Source organism: Fibrella aquatica (genome assembly GCF_041321135.1).
Taxonomy (GTDB): domain Bacteria; phylum Bacteroidota; class Bacteroidia; order Cytophagales; family Spirosomataceae; genus Fibrella; species Fibrella aquatica.
The window spans coordinates 560,805-581,581 of sequence record NZ_JBGGWF010000003.1; the positions used below are offsets into that span (position 1 = coordinate 560,805).

Sequence of the window (20,777 nt, forward strand, 5' to 3'; positions counted from 1 at the left end):
GACTATTAGTGAGCATGGTGATTACGGCAGTAACGAATGTTGGCCAGATGACTGATAACAAGCCCTAACGAGGCAGCATAGGCCATATACTCGAAGCGCGGGTCAAGGTCTTCCAGTAACAAGCCGGTGGCAAACAGAGTCAACAAACTCCACAGAGCCAACCGGATCGGTCGAGACGTATGGCGCGTGGCCGACCAGACAGCCACAATGTTGATGGCTATAAAGAGATAATCCAGGCTCAGAAACCCAATTCTCAATGAATCGTGGTTCAGTAGGGTGGAGGTCATTACCAGAATAGGCGTGATGAGGCAATGAATAATACACAGCACAGAGCCGGTAATGCCGATATAATCGGCTTTTGAGTGAGCAGGCAGCGATTTCAACATAACGGTACAAGTAGCTGGTCAATAAGCTAGTGTTCTCATAAATGCAACAATGTTGCAAATAGAAGTGTTTTTTCTCTGGTAAGCAAATCTGATTGATATTATTTGCAGCAATGTTGCAAATGAATTATAAACTGTCAGTCAAGCGGCTATTAGCCAGTCAGTAAGTCATAGTGGCCAAGTCATGCCGTAATACGTATGCTAGGTTTCGCAGTGTTTTTGCGTTCGGCATGGTCAGTAAGTTGATCCCGGAACCGCTTAACTGCATACAGACTATTCTTTCTTCGGCGTATTTTCCAACCCGATTGGCTTAAATATCCTCTTACTCAAAAACACGTTTATGAAAGCACTAGTACTGGCAGCATTGCTCAGTTGGTTTACCGTTCACAGTACATACAGTCAGTCAAGCCCGTCGTCGACCGTTACCATCAGTGGGTACGTTCGGGAGGCGGGTTCGCAGGAAGCCCTGATTGGCGTAAATGTGTACCGAACAGGTTCAACTATTGGTACTACCACCAACACGTATGGTTTCTATTCGCTAACTCTACCGGCGCAGGATAGCCTTCAACTTACGTATTCAATCGTCGGATACGATACCCGGTTAGAGCGAGTTGCTGCTCGGACAAGCCGAAAAATAGACGTGTCGCTTACTGCCGGAAAGTTGCTCGATGAGGTGGTGGTGCGTTCGAAAGTCGATCAGACTGTGAGCGATAGCCCACAGATGAGCCAGATCGATGTACTTATCTCGCAAATCAAGAAGATTCCGGCGCTATTGGGCGAGAAAGATGTGCTGAAAGTACTGCAGCTAATGCCGGGGGTGCAGAAAGGCTCGGAAGGGCAAAGCGGCATTTACGTACGCGGCGGTGGCCCCGACCAAAACCTGATTGTGCTCGACGATGCGGTGGTGTATAACGCTAGTCATCTATTCGGTTTTTTCTCGACTTTTAATGGTGATGCGCTGAAAAGTGTGGAACTGACCAAGGGTGGTTTCCCGGCCCGCTTTGGCGGTCGTCTTTCATCGGTTATTGATCTGAATATGAAAGATGGGAATAAGGAAAAACTGCACGGCGAAGGTGGCATAGGTCTGATCGCCAGTCGTTTGACCTTGGAAGGGCCACTAACAAAGAAGAAATCAGGTCCGGGCTCAACCTCGTTTCTAATCTCGGGCCGCCGAACGTACCTGGATGTGCTGGCTGCTCCGTTCATTGCCGCCGAAAGCAACGGCGAAACCAGCGCGGGTTATTATTTCTACGACCTGAATGCCAAAGTCAATACCGAACTGGGGGCTAAAGACAAATTGTATCTGAGTGGTTATTTTGGTCGCGACCGGTTCTATGCCAACGATAATTCATCGGATAACGAGAGCCTTAAAACGGGTATCGGCTGGGGAAATGCTACCGGTACGTTGCGTTGGAATCACCTGTTCTCCGATAAAATCTTTGGCAATGCGTCGTTAATCTTCAGCAAGTATGATTTCTCGATTTCGGCCGATCAGAAAGATACCTTCGCCAATGAAACCAACGAATTTTCTCTCCGTTACACCTCTGGCATCCGTGATTTCGGTATCAAATACGACCTCGACATTTACCCTAACCCGCTTCATTCACTGCGGGTTGGCGTGCAGGCTACAGCCCACCAATTCACGCCCAGCGCCATTGTGGTGAAAAACACGGAAATAGCCGAGAACCGGAGCGAGGTCGATAAGATCAACGTAGTTGAGGCGGGGCTTTATATTGAAGATACGTGGAAGCCCAATGCGAAATGGCGAGTGAACGGAGGGTTGCGACTCAGTACATTTCTGCACGATGCCGTTACCTATGTTCGGCCAGAGCCCCGACTGTCGATGGCCTACGTAATCAAACCCGATTTGTCGGTGAAAGCATCGTATGCCCTGATGAATCAGTATGTTCATTTGTTGAGCAACACCGGTATCGGCCTGCCCACCGATCTGTGGGTGCCCACCACCGACCGGGTACGTCCTCAGCAATCGCAGCAGGTTGCGATTGGCATAGCGAAGGATTTTACCAACGGACCTTCCTTTACCCGCGACCTCACGCTGACAATAGAAGGGTACTACAAAGGCATGGATAACATCATCAACTACCGGGAAGGTGCCAGCTTTTTGCTCGTCGATGACCCTACCTCGGCCGAGACAGTACGTTGGGAAGATAATGTAACGGCAGGTCGGGGCTGGAGCTATGGGGCTGAATTTCTGCTGCAAAAGAAAGTGGGCCGGTTTAGTGGCTGGCTGGGCTACACCCTCTCCTGGACTCAATGGCAATTCGCTGAGCTGAACAGCGGTAAGCCCTTCTTCCCACGCTACGACCGCCGACACGATCTTTCGCTGGTAGGTATTTATGAGCTAAGTCCACGGGTTACGCTGTCGGGTACATGGGTGTATGGCACGGGTCAGGCATTAACGTTGCCAACGGCCCGCTATAATGGCTATGAGCAGGGGAGTGGTAATTTTTACAGTGGCTCACCGGCCAACATTCCGCTGGTTCAGCAGCTATTCGGTTACGGTCGTGAAGTAGATGAGTATGGCGAGCGAAACAGCTTTCGGGCCGAGCCCTACCACCGTTTCGATGTCAGTTTCCAGTTTCACAAGAAAATGAAGCGACACGAACGTACCTGGGAATTTAGCGCCTACAACGCCTATAACCGGAGAAATCCGTTTTTCTATCAATTAGACGATGTGTACACGCAGGGTGCAAACGGACAGTCGGGAACCGTGCGCACGGTGCTGAAACGGTATTCGGTGTTCCCAATCGTTCCTTCTGTTAGCTACAACTTCAAATTCTGATGAAAGCAATTCACATCGCCCATCTCGCTCTTGCTCTGATCCTGTTAGCCGGGTGCGACAGTCTACAGCAGGAAGTCGATCCATCGAAAATACCTACGGCGACGGCAAAACTAGTGGTGCATAGTTATATCTCGCCCCAGGATACGCTGTTGACGGTTGTTGTTGAACGCCCTAAAGCCATATTAGGCGAACAGTCGGGTACCAGTTTCAACAGGCAATACTTAAGCGACGCCACGGTTGAGCTGTCGGACGGGAGCCGTTCGGTTCAGTTGCCTTTTTCGTATCAAGATCAGCTGTATGTGCTGAGGGCTAGTAATCTACCCATTCTGGCCGGACGTACCTATACCCTTAGGGTAAGTGCGCCCAATTACCCCGCCACCACGGCCCAATGCACCGTTCCCGAGGCGGTTGTTCCTACCGATATCCGGGTTGATTCGTTGATTGAAAATCAGTTTGGGCAGCCGCGCACCATCATTTACGGGCGCCTATACTGGAACGATAAAGCTGGTCAGCCCAACTATTACCGCGTAATGGGTCGGTTGAGGCAGACTCTCCTGAATGCCCCAAACAACTCGGGAGACCGCACATCGTTCACGTTTGAGAGCCCGCTTTCTTTTCCAGAAATTACGTTTACGACTGATAAAAACAGGGATGGGGAAGACTTTTTTTCGCCACGGGGCGAGCAAAATCTCTACTATTCCCCCACAAATCCGGTAGTGTCCAGTTTGCTGACGATGACATTGAACAATATCGACGCGGAATCGTATCGGTACTATGACGCCATGAGACGGCAGAGTAGTGCCGGCGACAATCCCTTTGCTGAGCCGGTTCAGGTACCTACTAACATTCAGAATGGTCTCGGTTGCTTCGGCGCCTTTAATCAGGCCACACGAACGGTGAGGGTGAAGTGAAAAGGGGTCTAAATGTCTAAGGTCCAATGTCTAAAGTGGCTCTGCTGATAAGCAAGGCTGCTTTGAACATTGGACCTTAGACATTTAGACCCTTTTTATTAAACTACGGGTGCGCTGTTGATCACCTCGGTTTGCTTACGGATCGATTCCATGTGGATGATCTTGTAGATCTCTTCCACCAGTTCAGGATACAGGTTGAGCTTAGTGCCCAACTGTTTCCGTGACTCCAGAATTTCTTTCCAACGATCGGGCTGGAACATCGATACGTTGTTATCGCGCTTGTATTCGGCCAGTTTTTCAACCAGAGACATACGAGCGGCCAAGTGTTCAACCAACTGACGGTCAACGCTATCGATTTTCACACGGATCTGCTCCATCGCACTCTGGAACTCCCGATCGCTCGATTCGAGCTGACGGATGTGCAGGTGTTCGAGCATCTCGCCGAAAGCGGCAGGAGTCAACTGCTGAGCCGCATCGCTCCACGCTTTATCGGGGTCAATGTGTGATTCAACGATCAGACCGTCGTAATTGAGGTCCATGGCCATTTGAGCCAGTTCGTTCAGGTATGCCCGTTTGCCGGCCATGTGGCTAGGATCACCGATGATCGGCAGGTGCGGGAACATGGTACGCAGTTCGATCGCCATTTGCCACATCGGAATGTTGCGGTATTTGCTGGCTTCGCCCGTCGAGAAACCACGGTGAATGGCACCCAGTTTGGTGATACCGGCACCGGCAATCCGCTCGAATGCACCAACCCAAAGGGCTAGATCAGGGTTAACCGGGTTTTTCACCAGTACAGGTACGTCAACCCCTTTCAAGGCGTCGGCAATTTCCTGTACGTTAAACGGATTCACAGTTGTGCGGGCACCTACCCAAAGTATATCGACGCCATATTTCAGGGCCAACTCAATATGTTGTGGAGTAGCTACTTCAACGGCAAACGGCAAGCCTGTTTCGGCTTTGGCGCGCTGAATCCAGGCCAGAGCGGGTTCGCCCATGCCTTCAAAGCTACCGGGACGTGTCCGGGGTTTCCACACGCCGGCACGAATCGCATGAACCTGCCCCAGCGCAGCTAATTGGCGGGCGGTCTCAACGAGTTGTTCTTCTGTTTCTGCACTGCAAGGCCCTGCAATAATGAGGGGTTTGCCGTCGGTCTTAATCCACGAATCGAGCGGCTCTACGGCTAAATCTGGTTTCATGATGTTACTTGTACGCTAGTTGTAAAATTGACTATTTCGCTTGTGAAATTTCCGGTTTCAAATTTATAGTATCTTTGCAGGAGCAGAAGCCCATACAGAGGCTAATTATCACCCAAAAGTTGTACGATTAGTAGTCTGTTGAAAAAGTAGAGTATAGCTTGAAAACCTTTTTTGGCCTAAAATACGTTTATCTGTCGGCTGTTAATCTCAAGCTACTGAACGACCGTATGGCGAACGCACCGGAGACGGCGCATTGACTATGTCGAACCGAAGTAATCTAATCACATCCCCCGTCCAATCGGCTCAAGTTCCACAGGGAACTACTGTAACTCAGCCGGTATCTTTTGAGGACACGTCGATTGCCTTCTCTTCCCAGTCGAATTTCAAACTTCGAAAAACGTACTGGCTCTTTGCGTTGATGAACCAAGGATGGCTCGTAAAAGTAGGGACTTTTTTTATAAAACTGGCCTTCAAGTTACAGCTTCCCATTAAAAAGCTCATCAAGATGACCGTTTTCGAACAGTTCTGCGGAGGTGAATCTATCCGCGATTGTGAGAAAACAATCTCTGACCTGCACACGGCGCAAGTTGGTACTATCCTCGATTACTCCATTGAGGGTGAAGAGAATGAGAAGTGCTTCGACAGCACGGTACTGGAAATCCTGCGCACCATAGAACGCGCCAGCGAGTCGGCTGATATTCCGTTTTCTGTCTTCAAGGTCACTGGCCTTGCCGAAACAGAGTTGCTCGAAGCCGTGCAACGCGGCGATCAGTTGACCGAAGCTGAACAGGCTGCTTTTGAACGCGTGCGGGAGCGGGTAAATACGCTCTGTAATCGGGCTCACGAGCGTAATGTTCGTATTTTCATAGACGCAGAGGAAAGCTGGATTCAGGACACAATCGACTGTTTGGCCTACGACATGATGGACCGCTACAACCATGAGCGTTGTGTGGTGTATAATACGTACCAGATGTACCGTTGGGAGATGTATGATCAACTGGTGAAAGCAACCGAACAGGCCCGCGAAAAAGGATACCTGCTGGGAGCCAAACTAGTTCGGGGAGCTTATCTGGAAAAAGAACGCATTCGTTCGCACGAAGACGAATATCAGGATCCGATTCAGGCAACGAAAGAAGATACCGACCGCGATTTCAACCGCGCTATCGACTTCTGTTTATCAAACCGTGATGAAGTGTCGATCTGCTTAGGCACACATAACGAGTATAGCTGCCAGTACACGATTGCCCTGATGAAGCGCATGGGTATTGCGCCAAATGACCCCCACATTTTCTTTGCCCAGTTGCTTGGCATGAGCGACAATATCTCGTATAACCTGGCAAACTCGGGCTATAACGTGGCCAAGTACGTTCCTTATGGCCCCGTAGAGGCAGTGATGCCCTACTTATTCCGCCGGGCCGAAGAGAATAAATCAATAGCCGGTCAAAGCAGTCGTGAATTTACCCTCGTGAAAAGCGAGCTCGAACGCCGTAAAGGCTGTAAAAATTAGTCCAAAGTTCACCGTCTAAAGTCCAAGGTTGCTCTGCTGTAAGTGTGCCAAGGCAGCACAACTTTGGACTTTAGACGGTGAACTTTGGACCCTTTTTCTATGATTCAGAAAAACCCGATCCGTTTTTTTTTGCTGGCGTTAGTGCTGATTGGTATTGATCAGGCGTCCAAACTTTGGATTCTCCAGTATATGCAGGAGCACCTGTATATGCCGATCAATGTGATTGGCGACTGGTTCAAATTCCAGTACGTACTTAACCCCGGCATGGCGTTTGGGATGGAGCTGAATCACCAGTACGGGAAGCTGGTTCTAAGCATTTTCCGGTTGTTTGCTATGGTGGGTATCGGATGGTATCTGGTTTATCTGGCTAAACACGGTGCTCCAAATGGCTTACTCTACGCCATGGCCCTGATTTTAGCCGGTGCCATTGGCAACGTAATCGACAGCACGTTCTACGGAGTTTACCTGCATAACGCACCCTATGGAGCCCCAACTCCCTGGTTTCACGGTCAGGTAATCGACTTTATTTTCTTTGATCTGTGGGAAGGCGTTCTACCTCGATGGATACCAGTCTGGGGCGGCAGCTACTTCTCCATGCCCATTTTTAACTTTGCCGATGCCTGCATCTTCGTGGGCGTTTGCCTGATTCTGTTCTTCCAACGCCGGTTTTATCAACTACAGGCTGAACGCGAAGGCTTGCTCGCCGATGAGCCTGATGCTAACAATGAGTCGGTTTTGCCGATGTATGAAGCTACCCATGAATTGAGCACTAATGAGGTACAGGAAGTGCACACTACACCCGAAACCAACGCCAGCGTTGAACAACCGGCTACTGAAGACATACCCTCACCATCGTCAACGGATAAGCCATTCCCGGTTTCAGACGAGCCATTGAAAGAGAAAGAGGCTTAAATAATTGATGTTGCCATGAAAAGAGGGTCATTACCACACGGTGATGACCCTCTTTTTATAATACGAGAACGTACTTACTTCAACACTGTCAACTTCACTGAGGAATCCGTGCCGATCCGGATCGTATTCTTTTTGAAATCAGCTTCTGATGCCGTACTGATATTGACGAAGGTTTGCGGGTTCCGGTCGACCAGCGGAAACCACGATGATTGCACCTGAACCATGAGGCGGTGTCCTTTTTTGAACGTGTGAAGAGCGTCGTTCAGCGTAAAAGTTACAGGCGTGGTTTGACCCGGCACAAAGGCTTCCGGCTTCTCCATCGATCTTCTGAATTTTCCCCGCATCACATCGCCACGTACCAGCCGCTGATAACCACCCATCGTGATGTTCTTTGAGTTTGGGCCAGGCGGTCCGACGGGTCGGTTGGCTGTAGTGTCGGGCAGTACGTCGATGAGCTTTACGATAAAATCAGCATCACTGCCTGTCATTGCTACCCGTAAGTCAACGGTAATGGGGCCGGCCAACGTAAGATCAGTTGCGAGCGGTTCGGTTTGAAATACTACTACGTCGGGCCGTCGGGCTGCGAAACGCTGGTCTTCGATCATGTAAGCATTGTTCCGGCGCGCCCAGGTCCCGTCTGTATAAGGCACTGGTTTGGCCGGGTCGCTGACGTATTCCAGAGCGACAGCGGGGTTGCCGTTGAAGGTGGAGTTCAGTTTGCCATTGGCCGATAGAAAGAACGACTGCTCGGTAGCGGCTTTAGGCGGCCAGGTCTCGAACGTGCGCCACTGATTCGCACCGGTGTCGAACATGCGGGCTTCGGTGGGTACGTAGCGCCCCTGATCTTTCAGGTGATACAGGAAAAACGGCGTTTCCACCGAATCGCGGTACATTTTGGCGGTGTTGCTGCCAAACTGAAAGTCGCCGAAAGACGTCCATTCGCGGCGTGCCCAGGCTCCGTGGGTCCACGGCCCCATCACCAGTTGATTTCGGTTATTGGCGTTCTTCTCCAGCGTTTGGTACGTATTCAGGGCACCGAATAAATCTTCGGCATCGTACCACCCACCCACAACGAGCGTAGCTGGCGGCGTAGCACCGGAACGTACCTGACCAAGATGCCGCCGAATGTCGCGGCTTTGCCAATAGGCATCGTAGGTTTCGTGCGCCAGGTATTCATTCCAGATCTTCCCCTTGTTGTTGTAATAAGCGGGGCCATTGGCATTTTTCAGGGGCCCAAGGTCAAGGAAGAACTGATACGCGTCTTTGGCTTTGTAGCTGAACACTTCGGGATAATCCTGGACTGGTCCGGTGCGCGGAGCATCGAAATAATTCATGAACGAGAAATTGTCGAGCAGGAAAAATGCGCCATTGTGCCGTGCATCATCGCCCATGAACTCATCGGTGACCGGTGCCTGTGGCGAAACGGCCTTAATAGCCGGATGCGCGTTGGGCAGGGCTGCTGTGGCGTAGAAACCGGGGTAGGAGATGCCCATGATGCCTACGCGCCCATTGTTGTTGGGTACGTTCTTCAATAGCCATTCTACCGTATCGTAGGTATCGGTACTTTCGTCGGTTGGCCCCGCAGGTACAGCCTGCCCCGCCACAGCGGGGTTAGCGTTGGATGTCGATTTGCGAGCCGACCGGGCGGGCCGGGGTTTCTGATGTGGTGATGAACTGGGCGTATTCTGACCTGGCGTGGATTCGCCCGGAGTCATCTCTTCGAACTGACCTTCGCTCATGTAGCGACCGCGAACGTCTTGATTCACGAAGATGAATTTCTCCCGCGAGAGTTCTGGTGATGGGCCGGGGCCTTGTTTGGGGTAGTTTGTTTCGCCGTAGGGGCCTGCCGAGTAGGGGGTACGTTCCATCAGAAACGGATACGGCTTTGCCGACGACGCATCCTTTGGTACATAAATAACCGTATAGAGTTTGGTGCCATCGCGCATCGGAATCTGCCGATCGATCTTTGTGTAATTGGCGCGAACAAAGGCTGTGTCGGCTGGAGACTGTGCGAAGGTGCAGGAAGCGAGTAGCCAAAACGACAGCCCGGCGAGTACGCGAAAGTTCATTGGAGGAGTGTATGTTACAGGAACAAAATTACAATGAATAGCTCGTATCCGAGTTCTGTGAAATGTCTTCTTGAATAGCGTAAAAGTGCAATTGTAAGGGTGATTTGAATTAAAAATGGTGTATGTGCTTGAGTGAATCTAATTTTTTCGTTAGTTGGGAAATCGAACTCATTCAAAACACTTGATAACGCCCCCATACACCTTACTAATTGACCTGCATTACTTTCCTTGCCTCGATGTGATGCGTGGAATGGCTAATGCCGATCAAGTACTGATTGAGGCCTACGAGAACTACCAAAAGCAAAGCTACCGTAACCGTTGCTATGTACTGACCAGTAATAAAATCGATTGCCTGACCGTACCTGTACTGAATAGTAACCGCCGGCAACCGGTTCGTGACGTACAGATTGACTATAGCCAACACTGGATTGACCGGCACCTGCGCTGTTTGCAATCGGCTTACGCTAAATCGCCGTATTTTGAATACCTGATGCCGGAGATAGAACAAATTTTAAAGCAGCACCCTCCGTTATTATTTGACCTGAATTGGTCGCTACTGACATTGTGTCGGAAGTGGCTCCGATTGAGTACTCCGATAAGCCTGACAGAATGGTATGAAAAGACGCCTGAAACCGGCGTTTTTGACGCCCGTTCACTCTTTGAACCGGGTCAACATACCGAAATTGGACTGTTTGGTCCAATACCCGCTTATCAGCAAAACTTTGGTGCTGAATTTGTACCAAATCTCAGTGTATTAGACTTGATGTTTGCGGGAGAAACAATGAGTTAAAGAGTGATTAACTCCCCTGAACAAACCCAAATTAAAATACGTTATTTCAGTAAGACGCTAATACGATTAGGAACCCCAAGCGAATGGAAGCAAAATTCTCAAACCGCGTAAAAGAAGTTATTTCTCTCAGTCGGGAGGAAGCTTTGCGGCTCGGTCACGACTATATCGGTACCGAACACTTGCTGCTGGGCATGATTCGCGAGGGCGAAGGCGTGGCGGTGGGGCTGCTCAAGAAATTGTCGATTTCACTCGACGAACTGCGCATCACTATCGAACAAGCCACGAAAGGAACCGCAACCAATAACGTTAAAAATCTGGCTAATATCCCCCTGACCCGTCAGTCGGAGAAAACCCTGAAGATTACGTACTTAGAAGCGAAGATTTTCAAGAGCCCGCTGATCGGCACAGAACACCTGTTACTGTCGATTCTGCGCGACGAAGACAACGTTGCCACGCAGATTCTGCACAAATTCAACGTCAACTACGAAGTAATCAAGGAGATGCTGGAATATCAATCAACCGGAACTCAGCCCAATATGGCGCATGATACCGACGACGACGACGAAGCCTCTCGGGGTATGTTTGGCGGCGGCAGTGGTAGCGGCACCGGGCAGGGTAAAGACAAAGGCTCAGAGAAATCGCGTACACCTGTACTCGATAATTTTGGCCGTGATCTCACTAAATTTGCCGAAATCGGCAAGCTCGACCCAATCGTTGGTCGTGAAAAAGAAATCGAACGCGTAGCCCAGATTTTGAGCCGCCGTAAGAAAAATAACCCGATTCTGATCGGCGAGCCTGGTGTTGGTAAAACGGCCATCGCCGAAGGTCTTGCTCTTCGTATCGTTCAGAAAAAAGTATCGCGGGTGCTGTTTGGCAAGCGCGTCGTTACCCTGGATTTAGCTTCTCTGGTGGCCGGTACCAAATACCGTGGTCAGTTCGAAGAGCGGATGAAGGCTGTAATGAACGAGCTCGAAAAATCGCCCGAGGTCATTCTGTTCATTGATGAGTTGCACACGATCGTGGGTGCAGGTGGTGCCTCCGGCTCGCTCGATGCCTCGAACATGTTCAAGCCTGCTTTAGCGCGCGGCGACATTCAATGTATTGGTGCTACTACCCTGGATGAATACCGTCAGTACATCGAGAAAGATGGCGCTTTGGCCCGTCGTTTCCAGATGGTGATGGTGGATGCTACGTCGATCGATGAAACCATCGAAATCCTGCACAACATCAAGGATAAGTACGAAGATCACCACCACGTAAACTATACGCCTGAGGCTATCGAAGCATCGGTAAAACTGTCGGAGCGTTATATCTCTGACCGGTTCCTGCCCGATAAAGCCATCGACGTAATGGATGAAGTAGGTGCCCGCGTACACATCAGCAACATCACTGTTCCCGAAGATATTCTGAAGCTCGAAGAGTCGATCGAGAATATCAAGAAGGAGAAAAACCAGGTGGTGAAAAGCCAGAAGTACGAAGAGGCCGCTCAACTCCGCGATAAGGAGAAGCGCCTGATCGATCAACTGGACCGTGCCAAGCAGGCTTGGGAAGAAGATACCAAGAAGCGCCGCTACACGGTGACCGAAGAAAACGTGGCCGAAGTGGTGGCCATGATGACTGGTATTCCCGTGACGAGCGTATCTAACGACGAGGGTAAGAAACTCGTTCGGATGGGCGACGAACTGAAAGGCAAAGTAATCGGGCAGCAGTCGGCGATCGACAAACTCGTGAAAGCCATTCAACGTACCCGCGTTGGTCTGAAAGATCCCAAAAAACCAATCGGTTCGTTTATCTTCCTCGGTCCAACGGGTGTAGGTAAAACCGAACTGGCGAAAGTGCTGGCAACGTACCTGTTCGACAAAGACGATGCGCTGGTTCGGATCGACATGTCGGAATACATGGAGAAATTCAGCGTATCGCGGCTGGTTGGTGCACCTCCAGGCTATGTAGGCTACGAAGAAGGTGGTCAGTTGACGGAGAAAATTCGTCGCAAGCCTTATTCAGTTGTGCTGCTGGATGAGATCGAAAAAGCGCACCCGGATGTGTTCAACATTCTGTTGCAGGTGCTCGACGATGGTATTCTGACCGATGGTCTGGGTCGCCGCGTCGACTTCCGGAACACGATCATCATCATGACCTCAAACATTGGGGTACGTGACCTGAAAGATTTTGGTGCCGGTATCGGTTTTGCTTCGAAGCGTTCTGCCGAAAGCCAGGATGAAGTCATGAAGGCTACCATTCAGTCGGCGCTCAAAAAAGCGTTCTCGCCTGAGTTCCTCAACCGTCTCGACGATGTGATTGTGTTTAACTCACTGCAACGTGAAGATATTCACCACATCATCGACTTGATGCTTGGCAAGTTGCTGGGCCGCGTACTAAACCTGGGGTACAACGTTGAACTCACCGAGAAGGCGAAAGACTTCCTGGCCGAGAAAGGCTACGACCCGCAGTATGGTGCCCGTCCATTGGCCCGTGCCATTCAGCGTTACCTCGAAGATCCCGTCGCTGAAGAAATTTTGAAAGGCGAGTTGAAGGAGGGCGACGTAATTCAGGCCGACTACAGTGGCGAAGGCGAATCGCTGACGATTAACGTGAAAAAACCGGAGACAGTAGCTGAATAAGCAGAGTCCCGTTTCATAAACAAAACCCCGGATGGTGCATCACTGTCCGGGGTTTTTCGTTGTAAGAATACGCTCTATATATCTATTAAATCGATGTATGAAATATTCTGTACAACTTTTCGCGTCTTTATTCTTCCTGATTCAGGTGTTTAATAGCCATTTGGTGCTGGCTCAAACAGAGAAAGGCGTGGGTTGGTGGTCGGGTAGAGTGGGCTGGCAGCAGCGTAACAATGAGTCGTTTCAGAATACGGCTGAGCAGTCTACACTCACAATTTTGCTGACACAGGGTACCTTCCTGCGCGATAACCTGCTGGCGGGAGCCGACCTCGGGCTAACCCGAAATCGGGATTTGAACCGGCAGGGATTCAACTTCGATGCCCTCACCGATTCGCGCCAAACGAGCTTTGGCGCCACTCCTTTTTTGCGGCGTTTCTGGGGCGAAGGCACCTTGCGTGGGTACGTTGGCGGTGGACTGGCCGTCTCGTATGGTCGCGATCGGCTATTTACGGCCAACACGCAGCAGCGCGTTTCTGAGCAGGAATCAACGCAATGGCGGTTGAGCCCGGAATTTCAGGCGGGTATGCTTTATGCTATTACATCGCGGTGGGGGCTGGAATTGAGCACCCGGTCGGGGTTGGCACCCGTAGCGTTTACTAACCTGAACCTGGGGCTGGTTGTCTTGACCGATGTGCCTGACAAACGTAACGTGATCTCGTCGAAGCGAGTACAGAATCAACTGCTATCGGGCAACTGGGTGGTAGGCGGCACGTTTGAAGCAGGTAGCAACCGGCAGCAACTGACATCGGGCAGCGATCAGTTAACGACCGTTCAACGGCAAATTACGCAACAGTTCGCCTTTAGCCCCTCGGTGGGCTACATGTCGGGTAAACGATGGGTAGTAGGCGTGGCCGTACCATTTCGGCAACAGGAATTAACGAATGAGTTCAACCGTTCGCCCACCAATACCCAAACGGGGAGCGTACTCACCCGATCAATCGGCGTTGAGCCGTTTGCCAAAAAATACCTGTCGAAAAGGCAGTTTGGTCCCTATGTGGCGGGGCGTGTGGGCTGGCGTAGTGAACAAATCTCCGGCGCGGCTACCGCCGAATCGAGTGCAGAAGGCTACAACTGGCGGCTGAGTGGAGGTCTGGCGTATCTGCTTGGCACCCGTTTTATTGTGGAAGGCGAAATAGGCGGCATAGGCCGTGAATGGAACGTGAACCAGTCTAGTGAAGACAGTAGAAACACTACTGATTTGAGCCTGTCACTACGCCCGGCCTTTTCCCTGACCTACGTGTTTTTGTGACTTTAAATAGATTTAACACGAATTAATAATATATCTTGTTAAACAATGAGTACGTTTGGTTGCATTAAATGGCAATAAACAGACTCATTATGAAAAAGCTTTTCACGCTCGTTGTCGGCGCTATGGTTGCCTTGCCAACGTTTGCACAAACACAAAAGGGGCAATCCATTACGTCGGGAAGTGTCAATCTCTCGTTCAACAGAGGCAATCTTGATGATAATAAGATCACTACGTATTCAGCAGGTTTTCTGGTTAATCGCGGCCATTTTGTCAAAGACAATTGGCTATTTGGGTACACGGGAGGGTTTAGCTATACCTATGGTGAAGCAAAGTCGGATGGCTTGAACTTCACAAGTTCAATTACTGCGCCTTCATTTAGCGTAGAAGCAGGGCTTCTCCTACGTCGATACTGGCCTATATTGGATCGGCTTCATGTATATGCAGGTGGTGGCCTGGGTGGCAATCTTTTCAAATCCAGATATAATGATCGCGCGTTCTCGGGTGGTACTATTGTTAGAGAATCGACTGCCTCATCGTCGAACTGGCAATTGAGACTAAACGGACAGGTTGGAGCACTTTACACGCTCACAAACCGGATTGCCATCGAAGCGGGCATCAGCAATGATTTTCCGACGGGGTTGTACAACGCTAATTTTGGTGTGGCTATTCTAGCCGGAAAACAAAGGGCAACAACCTCTAATTTGTCTGACTTCACCGCGCCACAGACACAAAAAGGGCGTTGGTTGCTCGGCGCATCAGCTTCTTCTTCAGGAAATAGCCAGACTACTGAAGATACTGGTACATCCCGTCAGTCGACGGCTACAACGGGTTTATCGGCCGGGTATTTTGTGAGTAACAACAGGCTGGTCGGTCTGGCTCTTGGTTATTCGGCCAATCGTCAGGGAAATGCCGATGCACCGGGTGCGGTAGGGTATGCAGCAACAGCCAATCTCTTTGTTCGTTCCTACATGGGCATAAGCCGGTTACGACCATTCATAGAGGGTAGCGGAGGATACGGAATAGATAGGTCGGTGGCTAGTAATACTGTAGGGGCACGTCATGTAGGGGCAAGTGTCAGCGCCGGGTTAGCCTATATGGCTGGTGAGCGGTTCATTATTCAGACAACACTGGGGTCACTGGATGGGCGCTACAACTGGTATCCCACAGAAGGAGAGGGCTCGGTTATTTCCAATTACACGATCAACGCTCGGGCCACCACGCTGTCGAATATATCGGTAGCCTATTCGCTATAATCACTTCATGGCGGTAACGCACTCGGCAACCTTATCGGTGTTGATGATGTCGACACCGAGTTTACGCAGCTTTTTCCAGGCTTCGGGTTGGTCGGGTGCGTTCCAGAAGCGGATGGGGCAACCAGCTTCGTGCGCCCGTTTGATGATGCGTTTCAGTTTTGCTTTATCCTCGTCAGGTACGTCGCCGTTCCCATCCCATTGTGCATACGACCGGAAGTTATCCGAAATGAGGGCCACGCGTTTGGCTGTTTCTTCATCGTACAGTTCGCTGGGTCGACCGTCGAAAAACAAATAGGTTGGCTGGTCGAGGTAGAATTCGGGGCGGGGGCGGTTGCCGCTGATAACAACCCGTATGGCCGTGGGCGATAGGCCCCGGTTAAACACTGTCAGGTTGTTTTCGAGCAGCGCGATGAGCTGAGGAAGCATATCCTCGGCTTTATCTTTCAAGTCCAGCACTAGCGTAGGGGCGTATTTTCGGTCAGCGCTGATACGTCCCTGATGTTGCGCAAACAGAGCAACCATTGGTTTGATGTAAAGCTCCTCAAGCGTTCGGGTAGCGGTATCGGCCTGTTCTTTTTCGTGAGCAATCACCAGTTTCCCGTTCCGCAAATGAATGTCGGCTTCAATAAAATCAGCCTGAGCAGCCAATGCTCTAACCAACGGCTGAGGCTTATCGTAATCATTATGAGCAAAAACCTGCTGAGCTTCGGCACCTGTTGACAGTAAACTAACAAACAGGAGTGGTTGAAGTAGGGAATATCGCATGTGTTGATAAGGGACAGGCAAGAAAAGAGTGTTGTTAAGGTACACTGCTTAATTGGCAAACTGGTGGGCCAATTCAAGAGTAACCAATTTAGACGCCTCAATCGGAAAAGAAGTTGGTATATTGTGTATACTTAAGATCAGCTACGAAACGTCTGTAACTAACTACGTACCTACCCGATGCCGTATTATTATTCGCTGGCCCTGATTTCGTGCCTACTCATCGGTTGTAGTAAACAGTCGACCGATACCATTCAGTCAACCCAATTGCCGATCACTATCAAACAAGGATTTGGCCCTTTTTATCCGTCGTTTGGTATCCTGAGTCCCGAATCACCTGACACACCGGTATGGGGAAAATTAGCCTGTTCGTTAACCGGAAAACCTAGGAACTGGAGCCGATTGACCCAGACAAGGGTGTGGCTCGATTCCCATCAGTTGGTCTACCAATATGTAAAGTCAGGAAAGATTACGTTGGCCGACTACCAGTTTTTTCAGAAGGAATGGAAATGGACCCCCGATACGTCTCAACTGTCGGCCACTCCGATCAAGTGCTTTGTTTACATCATCAAAGGCTTTGATGAAAGCCGGGGAAAGTGGGCCATAATGATGGACACGAATAACGACCTGGACTTCAGCAATGAAACACCTGTGTATCCTGAACCAATTCCCATGCAGCCAATTCCTGACAAGCTGGCTAACACCCGGATGGTGCAATACGAGACATACAGGGAGGGAAAGATTCTGAGCGCACAAGTGCCGCTGGTTGTCGGCCTGATAAAGGGGGATTTTGTGTACGGTTCTCCGCAGTACGCCGTGGCGGCCATTCAGCAGGGCGATGAAACGCACGACGTATATATTGCCTCGGGTGCTGGTCGTCCCAGTTTTGAGTCTGCCCAGCTCTGCCTACCCGCATCAGTGCTTTCGTCTGGAAAAGTAGACCCGCAGAAAGTGGTGAAGCCGGGCGAGGTCATAGACATTGGTGGGGTGCCGTATCTGAACCGGGGTGTCAATATGTATCACAACCGGCTAACGCTGGAAACCACAGATGCTACAGCCATAAATTCGTCACACTCCCTGCAAGTTGGACGGCCATTCAAGTCATTTTCTGCCCGCGATGTCAGCACGGGGAAATTGCTTTCGCTGACTGATCTACATGGAAAATATGTGTACATCGATTTCTGGGGTATCTGGTGTAGAGGCTGTATAGAACAGTTGCCTGCGCTGAAAAAGGTGTATGAATCGGTCGACAAAAAGCAGGTGGCGTTCTTAGGTATTGCCTGTCATAACACACCCGAGCAGGTACGTCAGTTTGCGCGTACCCGGCACCTGACATGGCCCCAGATTGTGTCGGACGATACTAACAAATTAGCCGATCGCTATCAGGTTACCTCGTTTCCAACGTCTATATTACTCGACCCAAACGGGATTATCGTTGCCCGGAATTTGCATGGTGAGGAGCTGAAAAAGAAGTTGCACGAACTGACTCGCCCGGACTAGAACCTGATTGTCACTTCGTTGAGGTAGATACGTTATCAGTAAGGAATTTCGTCAACTCCTCCATGCGAACGTCCCGCCGAACGATGCGTCCCTGCTGGTCGAGCAGAAAGTTGCTGGGGAAAGCGTTGATGGCTAAGACACCGGACGTGAATTTGGCGGATTCATCGAGGTACTGCGTCCAGGGAAGTTCGTGGCGTTGAATCGTCTTTTTCCAAAGGGCCACCTCCGACTGCTTATCGATCGAAATCTGAACAATGTTGAAATCAACTCGTGGATACTTGTCGAATAGTAATTTGAGTGCTGGAAATTGATCGATGCAGGCACCACAATGACTAAACCAGAAATCGACTAACGTGTAGCGCGCTTGTTTTGGACTTGTTAGTTGAACCGGCTTGTCATCGACCGTACGGAGTGTAACGGTTGGGAATACCTTACCGATGGCGGCGATGCGAGCCGATGCCAACAGTTTGCCTAGATGTGTACCCGTAAACGTCTTTTTGAGCGAAGGCGCAAAGGCCAGGTACGTTGAATCGAGGAGCGGATCGTACCCGTGATCCAGCAATTGCACGGTTGCCCAGAGACCAACGTACGAATCGGGATGCTGCTTTGCGAAGGCTAGCAGGTTCTTTTTCTGTTGGGTTCCCAGTATCAGCCTGGCGAAAAAATTGACCGGTGCGGCTCCTAACTCCCGCATACTTCGATTGTCGATGCGGGGAATCTCCCGGATAGAATCGGCGTTGCACTGAATCGATTGTGTACCCGCTTCGACGATGAATGGATTAGACACATATTCCGGGAAATTGGCAATCATGAAGGCCAACGGGTACGGCGCATTACCCGTAAACGTGAAGCGGCCATCAACGATTGTGGTCTGATACGTACCTGTCGTAATCGGGTGACTTTCTTTACCACCAATCGGGATGAGTTGAATGGTTCCATTTGGTCTATTGATGGTGCCGACCAGCGTAAATCGACTGCGTGTTGCCTGCGCCATCGTGGGTGCGGACTGAAGCAGGTTCAGGATACCTAAAAGGAATAGGGTAGCCGCGAAGAATGTTTTTTCCATTGAAGAGTAACGAGAGTACAATCGTCGGACCCGAATTGGGTTGAATAGGTTGGGGGAGTCAGGCACAATAGCGTGCAATGTCACAGCACGGTACGTACCTGATCAGTACTCTTTCAAAAGCGCTCCTTATCCACGATAATCGAATAATTAAATTGGCAAACCACGAGTAAATAAAAAAGCCCCCTCAACCTATGGCAAAAGGGGGCTTCGATCTTTCAACGCGCTATGCTATACTAACTTCCAGCCGTCGCGGTATTGGCGGGAGACGAATTGGTTGGCTTCGTCGAGGTTCGTGATCTTCATGTCTTTACCATTCCACAACAGCTTTTTACGGCCGATGTAGTCGAACTTATTGTTTCCTTTATCGGTGCGAAGGTTGGCGCTGCGAATGGCAAGGTTACCCATCAGAACCGACTCGGTGAGTGGTCCGGCAAAGTCGAATGATGACGTTAGGGCTTTGTGCTCTTTGCTGTTGAAACCGGCTTTGCAGGCTTCTGTCCACAACATCTGATGTCCCCACTCAGGCAGACTCTGCGGCGTGCTTTGCTCCTGCGACAGTGTATAGGTGCTGCCACTTCCTTTCGTGTACAGGCGGGGATTGGTGCCGTACATGGCGCAGGTGATAATTCCTTTGTCGCCAATCATGATCACGCCGCCTTCATCGCTGAGTGGCGCATCGAGCGGAAGCATTTCGGGACGGAATGGCCGGATGCCACCATCGGCCCAGGTCATGCGCACCGGTTTTTTGTTCTTCGACGAAGCCGGGAACATCAGCTGTACCTGCGATGAAGGGGGGCAACCTTCGGGAATATATTCGGGCGTCCAGTCTTTCAGGAATACCGAGCCAACGCTGCATTCTACTTCGGTTGGGTAACCCAGCCCAAGCACCCGGAAAGGTGTATCCATGATGTGGCAACCGATATCGCCCAAGGCACCAGCGCCGAAATTCCACCAGCCGCGCCATTTGAACGGATGGTAAGCGGGCGAATAGCCAACCGGCGAAGCAGGCCCGATCCAGGTATCCCAATTCAAGTCGCTAGGTACGTCGGCCGCTGTTTTGGGTACCGGAATGCCCTGTGGCCACACAGGGCGGTTTGTCCAGAGGTGAACGGTGTGTACGGTGCCGATCTGGTTTTTGTCGAACCACTCCACCATCTTGTTCTGGTCGGGGTTCGAGGCTCCCTGATTACCCATTTGCGTCACCACCTTATGCTTACGGGCTCCTTCGGTGAGCATGCGCGCTTCGTAGATATTGTGCGTCAGGGGCTTCTGCACGTACACGTGTTTGCCCAACTGCATAGCCGCCATGGCAACAACGGCGTGGCAATGGTCGGCGGTAGAGACCGTAACGGCGTCGATATTTTTCGCTTCCTTGTCGAGCATCTGCCGGAAATCCTTGTATTTGGCGGCGTTGGGGTGCTTTTCAAAGTTTGCTTTGTTCCGACCCCAGTCCACATCGCACAGGGCCACCATGTTGTTGGCGCCCTTGTTGAAGGCATTGTTAACGTCCGACGACCCTTTACCGCCAATACCTACACCGGCAATATTCAGTTTATCGGAAGGGGCAATAAATCCTTTGCCAAGCACATGGCGGGGCACAATAAAGAACGAAGTCGCCGCTAGTGCGCCGGTTTGAAGAAATTTCCGCCGCGTTGCGTCGGTAGGCTTATTGATCTGACTCATGAATCAACGTTG

General features: G+C 50.7%; 15 protein-coding genes. 9 read left to right on the top strand and 6 right to left on the bottom strand.

Annotation, left to right across the window (positions count from 1 at the left end):
- Positions 1-5: 5 nt before the first annotated feature.
- Positions 6-386, bottom strand: a complete 381-nt coding sequence (locus ACAW87_RS10015) for a MerC domain-containing protein (RefSeq protein ID WP_370723238.1) — start codon at positions 384-386, stop codon at positions 6-8.
- 337 nt (positions 387-723) lie between these two features.
- Between ACAW87_RS10015 and ACAW87_RS10020 the strand changes: the two genes are divergently transcribed.
- Entirely contained in the window at positions 724-3,186 is a 2,463-nt protein-coding gene (locus ACAW87_RS10020) for a TonB-dependent receptor (RefSeq protein ID WP_370723239.1), read from the top strand.
- Positions 3,186-4,097, top strand: coding sequence for a DUF4249 domain-containing protein (locus tag ACAW87_RS10025; RefSeq protein ID WP_370723240.1), 912 nt, complete (start codon positions 3,186-3,188; stop codon positions 4,095-4,097). The genes ACAW87_RS10020 and ACAW87_RS10025 overlap by 1 nt, the downstream gene beginning before the upstream one ends.
- A 98-nt stretch (positions 4,098-4,195) precedes the next feature.
- Here the strand turns inward: ACAW87_RS10025 and ACAW87_RS10030 are convergent, their stop codons facing one another.
- On the bottom strand, positions 4,196-5,296 hold the full coding sequence (locus ACAW87_RS10030) for a chorismate mutase (protein WP_370723241.1): 1,101 nt from the start codon (positions 5,294-5,296) through the stop codon (positions 4,196-4,198).
- Between the two features lie 259 nt (positions 5,297-5,555).
- Between ACAW87_RS10030 and ACAW87_RS10035 the strand changes: the two genes are divergently transcribed.
- Complete coding sequence (locus ACAW87_RS10035; RefSeq protein WP_370723242.1) at positions 5,556-6,803, top strand: proline dehydrogenase family protein; 1,248 nt, start codon at positions 5,556-5,558, stop codon at positions 6,801-6,803.
- 99 nt (positions 6,804-6,902) lie between these two features.
- Positions 6,903-7,715 carry a lipoprotein signal peptidase gene (locus ACAW87_RS10040; protein ID WP_370723243.1) on the top strand — a complete coding sequence of 271 codons (813 nt, stop codon included), beginning with the start codon at positions 6,903-6,905 and terminating at the stop codon, positions 7,713-7,715.
- 74 nt (positions 7,716-7,789) lie between these two features.
- On the opposite strand, the gene ACAW87_RS10045 is transcribed toward ACAW87_RS10040, so the two are convergent.
- Positions 7,790-9,784 (bottom strand): CocE/NonD family hydrolase, encoded by a 1,995-nt coding sequence (locus ACAW87_RS10045; protein WP_370723244.1) that lies wholly within the window; start codon positions 9,782-9,784, stop codon positions 7,790-7,792.
- Between the two features lie 181 nt (positions 9,785-9,965).
- Between ACAW87_RS10045 and ACAW87_RS10050 the strand changes: the two genes are divergently transcribed.
- The 4 genes from ACAW87_RS10050 to ACAW87_RS10065 all read left to right on the top strand — a co-directional run bounded on the left by ACAW87_RS10050 (position 9,966) and on the right by ACAW87_RS10065 (position 15,754).
- Positions 9,966-10,574, top strand: coding sequence for a WbqC family protein (locus ACAW87_RS10050; protein ID WP_370723245.1), 609 nt, complete (start codon positions 9,966-9,968; stop codon positions 10,572-10,574).
- 83 nt (positions 10,575-10,657) lie between these two features.
- On the top strand, positions 10,658-13,195 hold the full coding sequence (locus tag ACAW87_RS10055) for an ATP-dependent Clp protease ATP-binding subunit (protein WP_370723246.1): 2,538 nt from the start codon (positions 10,658-10,660) through the stop codon (positions 13,193-13,195).
- A gap of 97 nt (positions 13,196-13,292) precedes the next feature.
- Positions 13,293-14,501: a hypothetical protein gene (locus ACAW87_RS10060; protein WP_370723247.1), complete on the top strand. Its 1,209-nt coding sequence runs from the start codon at positions 13,293-13,295 to the stop codon at positions 14,499-14,501.
- 89 nt (positions 14,502-14,590) lie between these two features.
- Positions 14,591-15,754, top strand: a complete 1,164-nt coding sequence (locus ACAW87_RS10065) for an outer membrane protein (RefSeq protein ID WP_370723248.1) — start codon at positions 14,591-14,593, stop codon at positions 15,752-15,754.
- Here ACAW87_RS10065 and ACAW87_RS10070 read toward each other — a convergent pair whose 3' ends face one another.
- Positions 15,755-16,519, bottom strand: coding sequence for a PI-PLC domain-containing protein (locus ACAW87_RS10070; RefSeq protein WP_370723249.1), 765 nt, complete (start codon positions 16,517-16,519; stop codon positions 15,755-15,757).
- Positions 16,520-16,696: 177 nt separating this feature from the next.
- Between ACAW87_RS10070 and ACAW87_RS10075 the strand changes: the two genes are divergently transcribed.
- Positions 16,697-18,016, top strand: coding sequence for a TlpA family protein disulfide reductase (locus ACAW87_RS10075; RefSeq protein ID WP_370723250.1), 1,320 nt, complete (start codon positions 16,697-16,699; stop codon positions 18,014-18,016).
- Positions 18,017-18,026: 10 nt separating this feature from the next.
- Here the strand turns inward: ACAW87_RS10075 and ACAW87_RS10080 are convergent, their stop codons facing one another.
- Positions 18,027-19,082, bottom strand: coding sequence for a redoxin domain-containing protein (locus ACAW87_RS10080; RefSeq protein ID WP_370723251.1), 1,056 nt, complete (start codon positions 19,080-19,082; stop codon positions 18,027-18,029).
- A gap of 228 nt (positions 19,083-19,310) precedes the next feature.
- Positions 19,311-20,765, bottom strand: a complete 1,455-nt coding sequence (locus ACAW87_RS10085) for a Gfo/Idh/MocA family protein (protein ID WP_370723252.1) — start codon at positions 20,763-20,765, stop codon at positions 19,311-19,313.
- Positions 20,766-20,777: the final 12 nt, after the last annotated feature.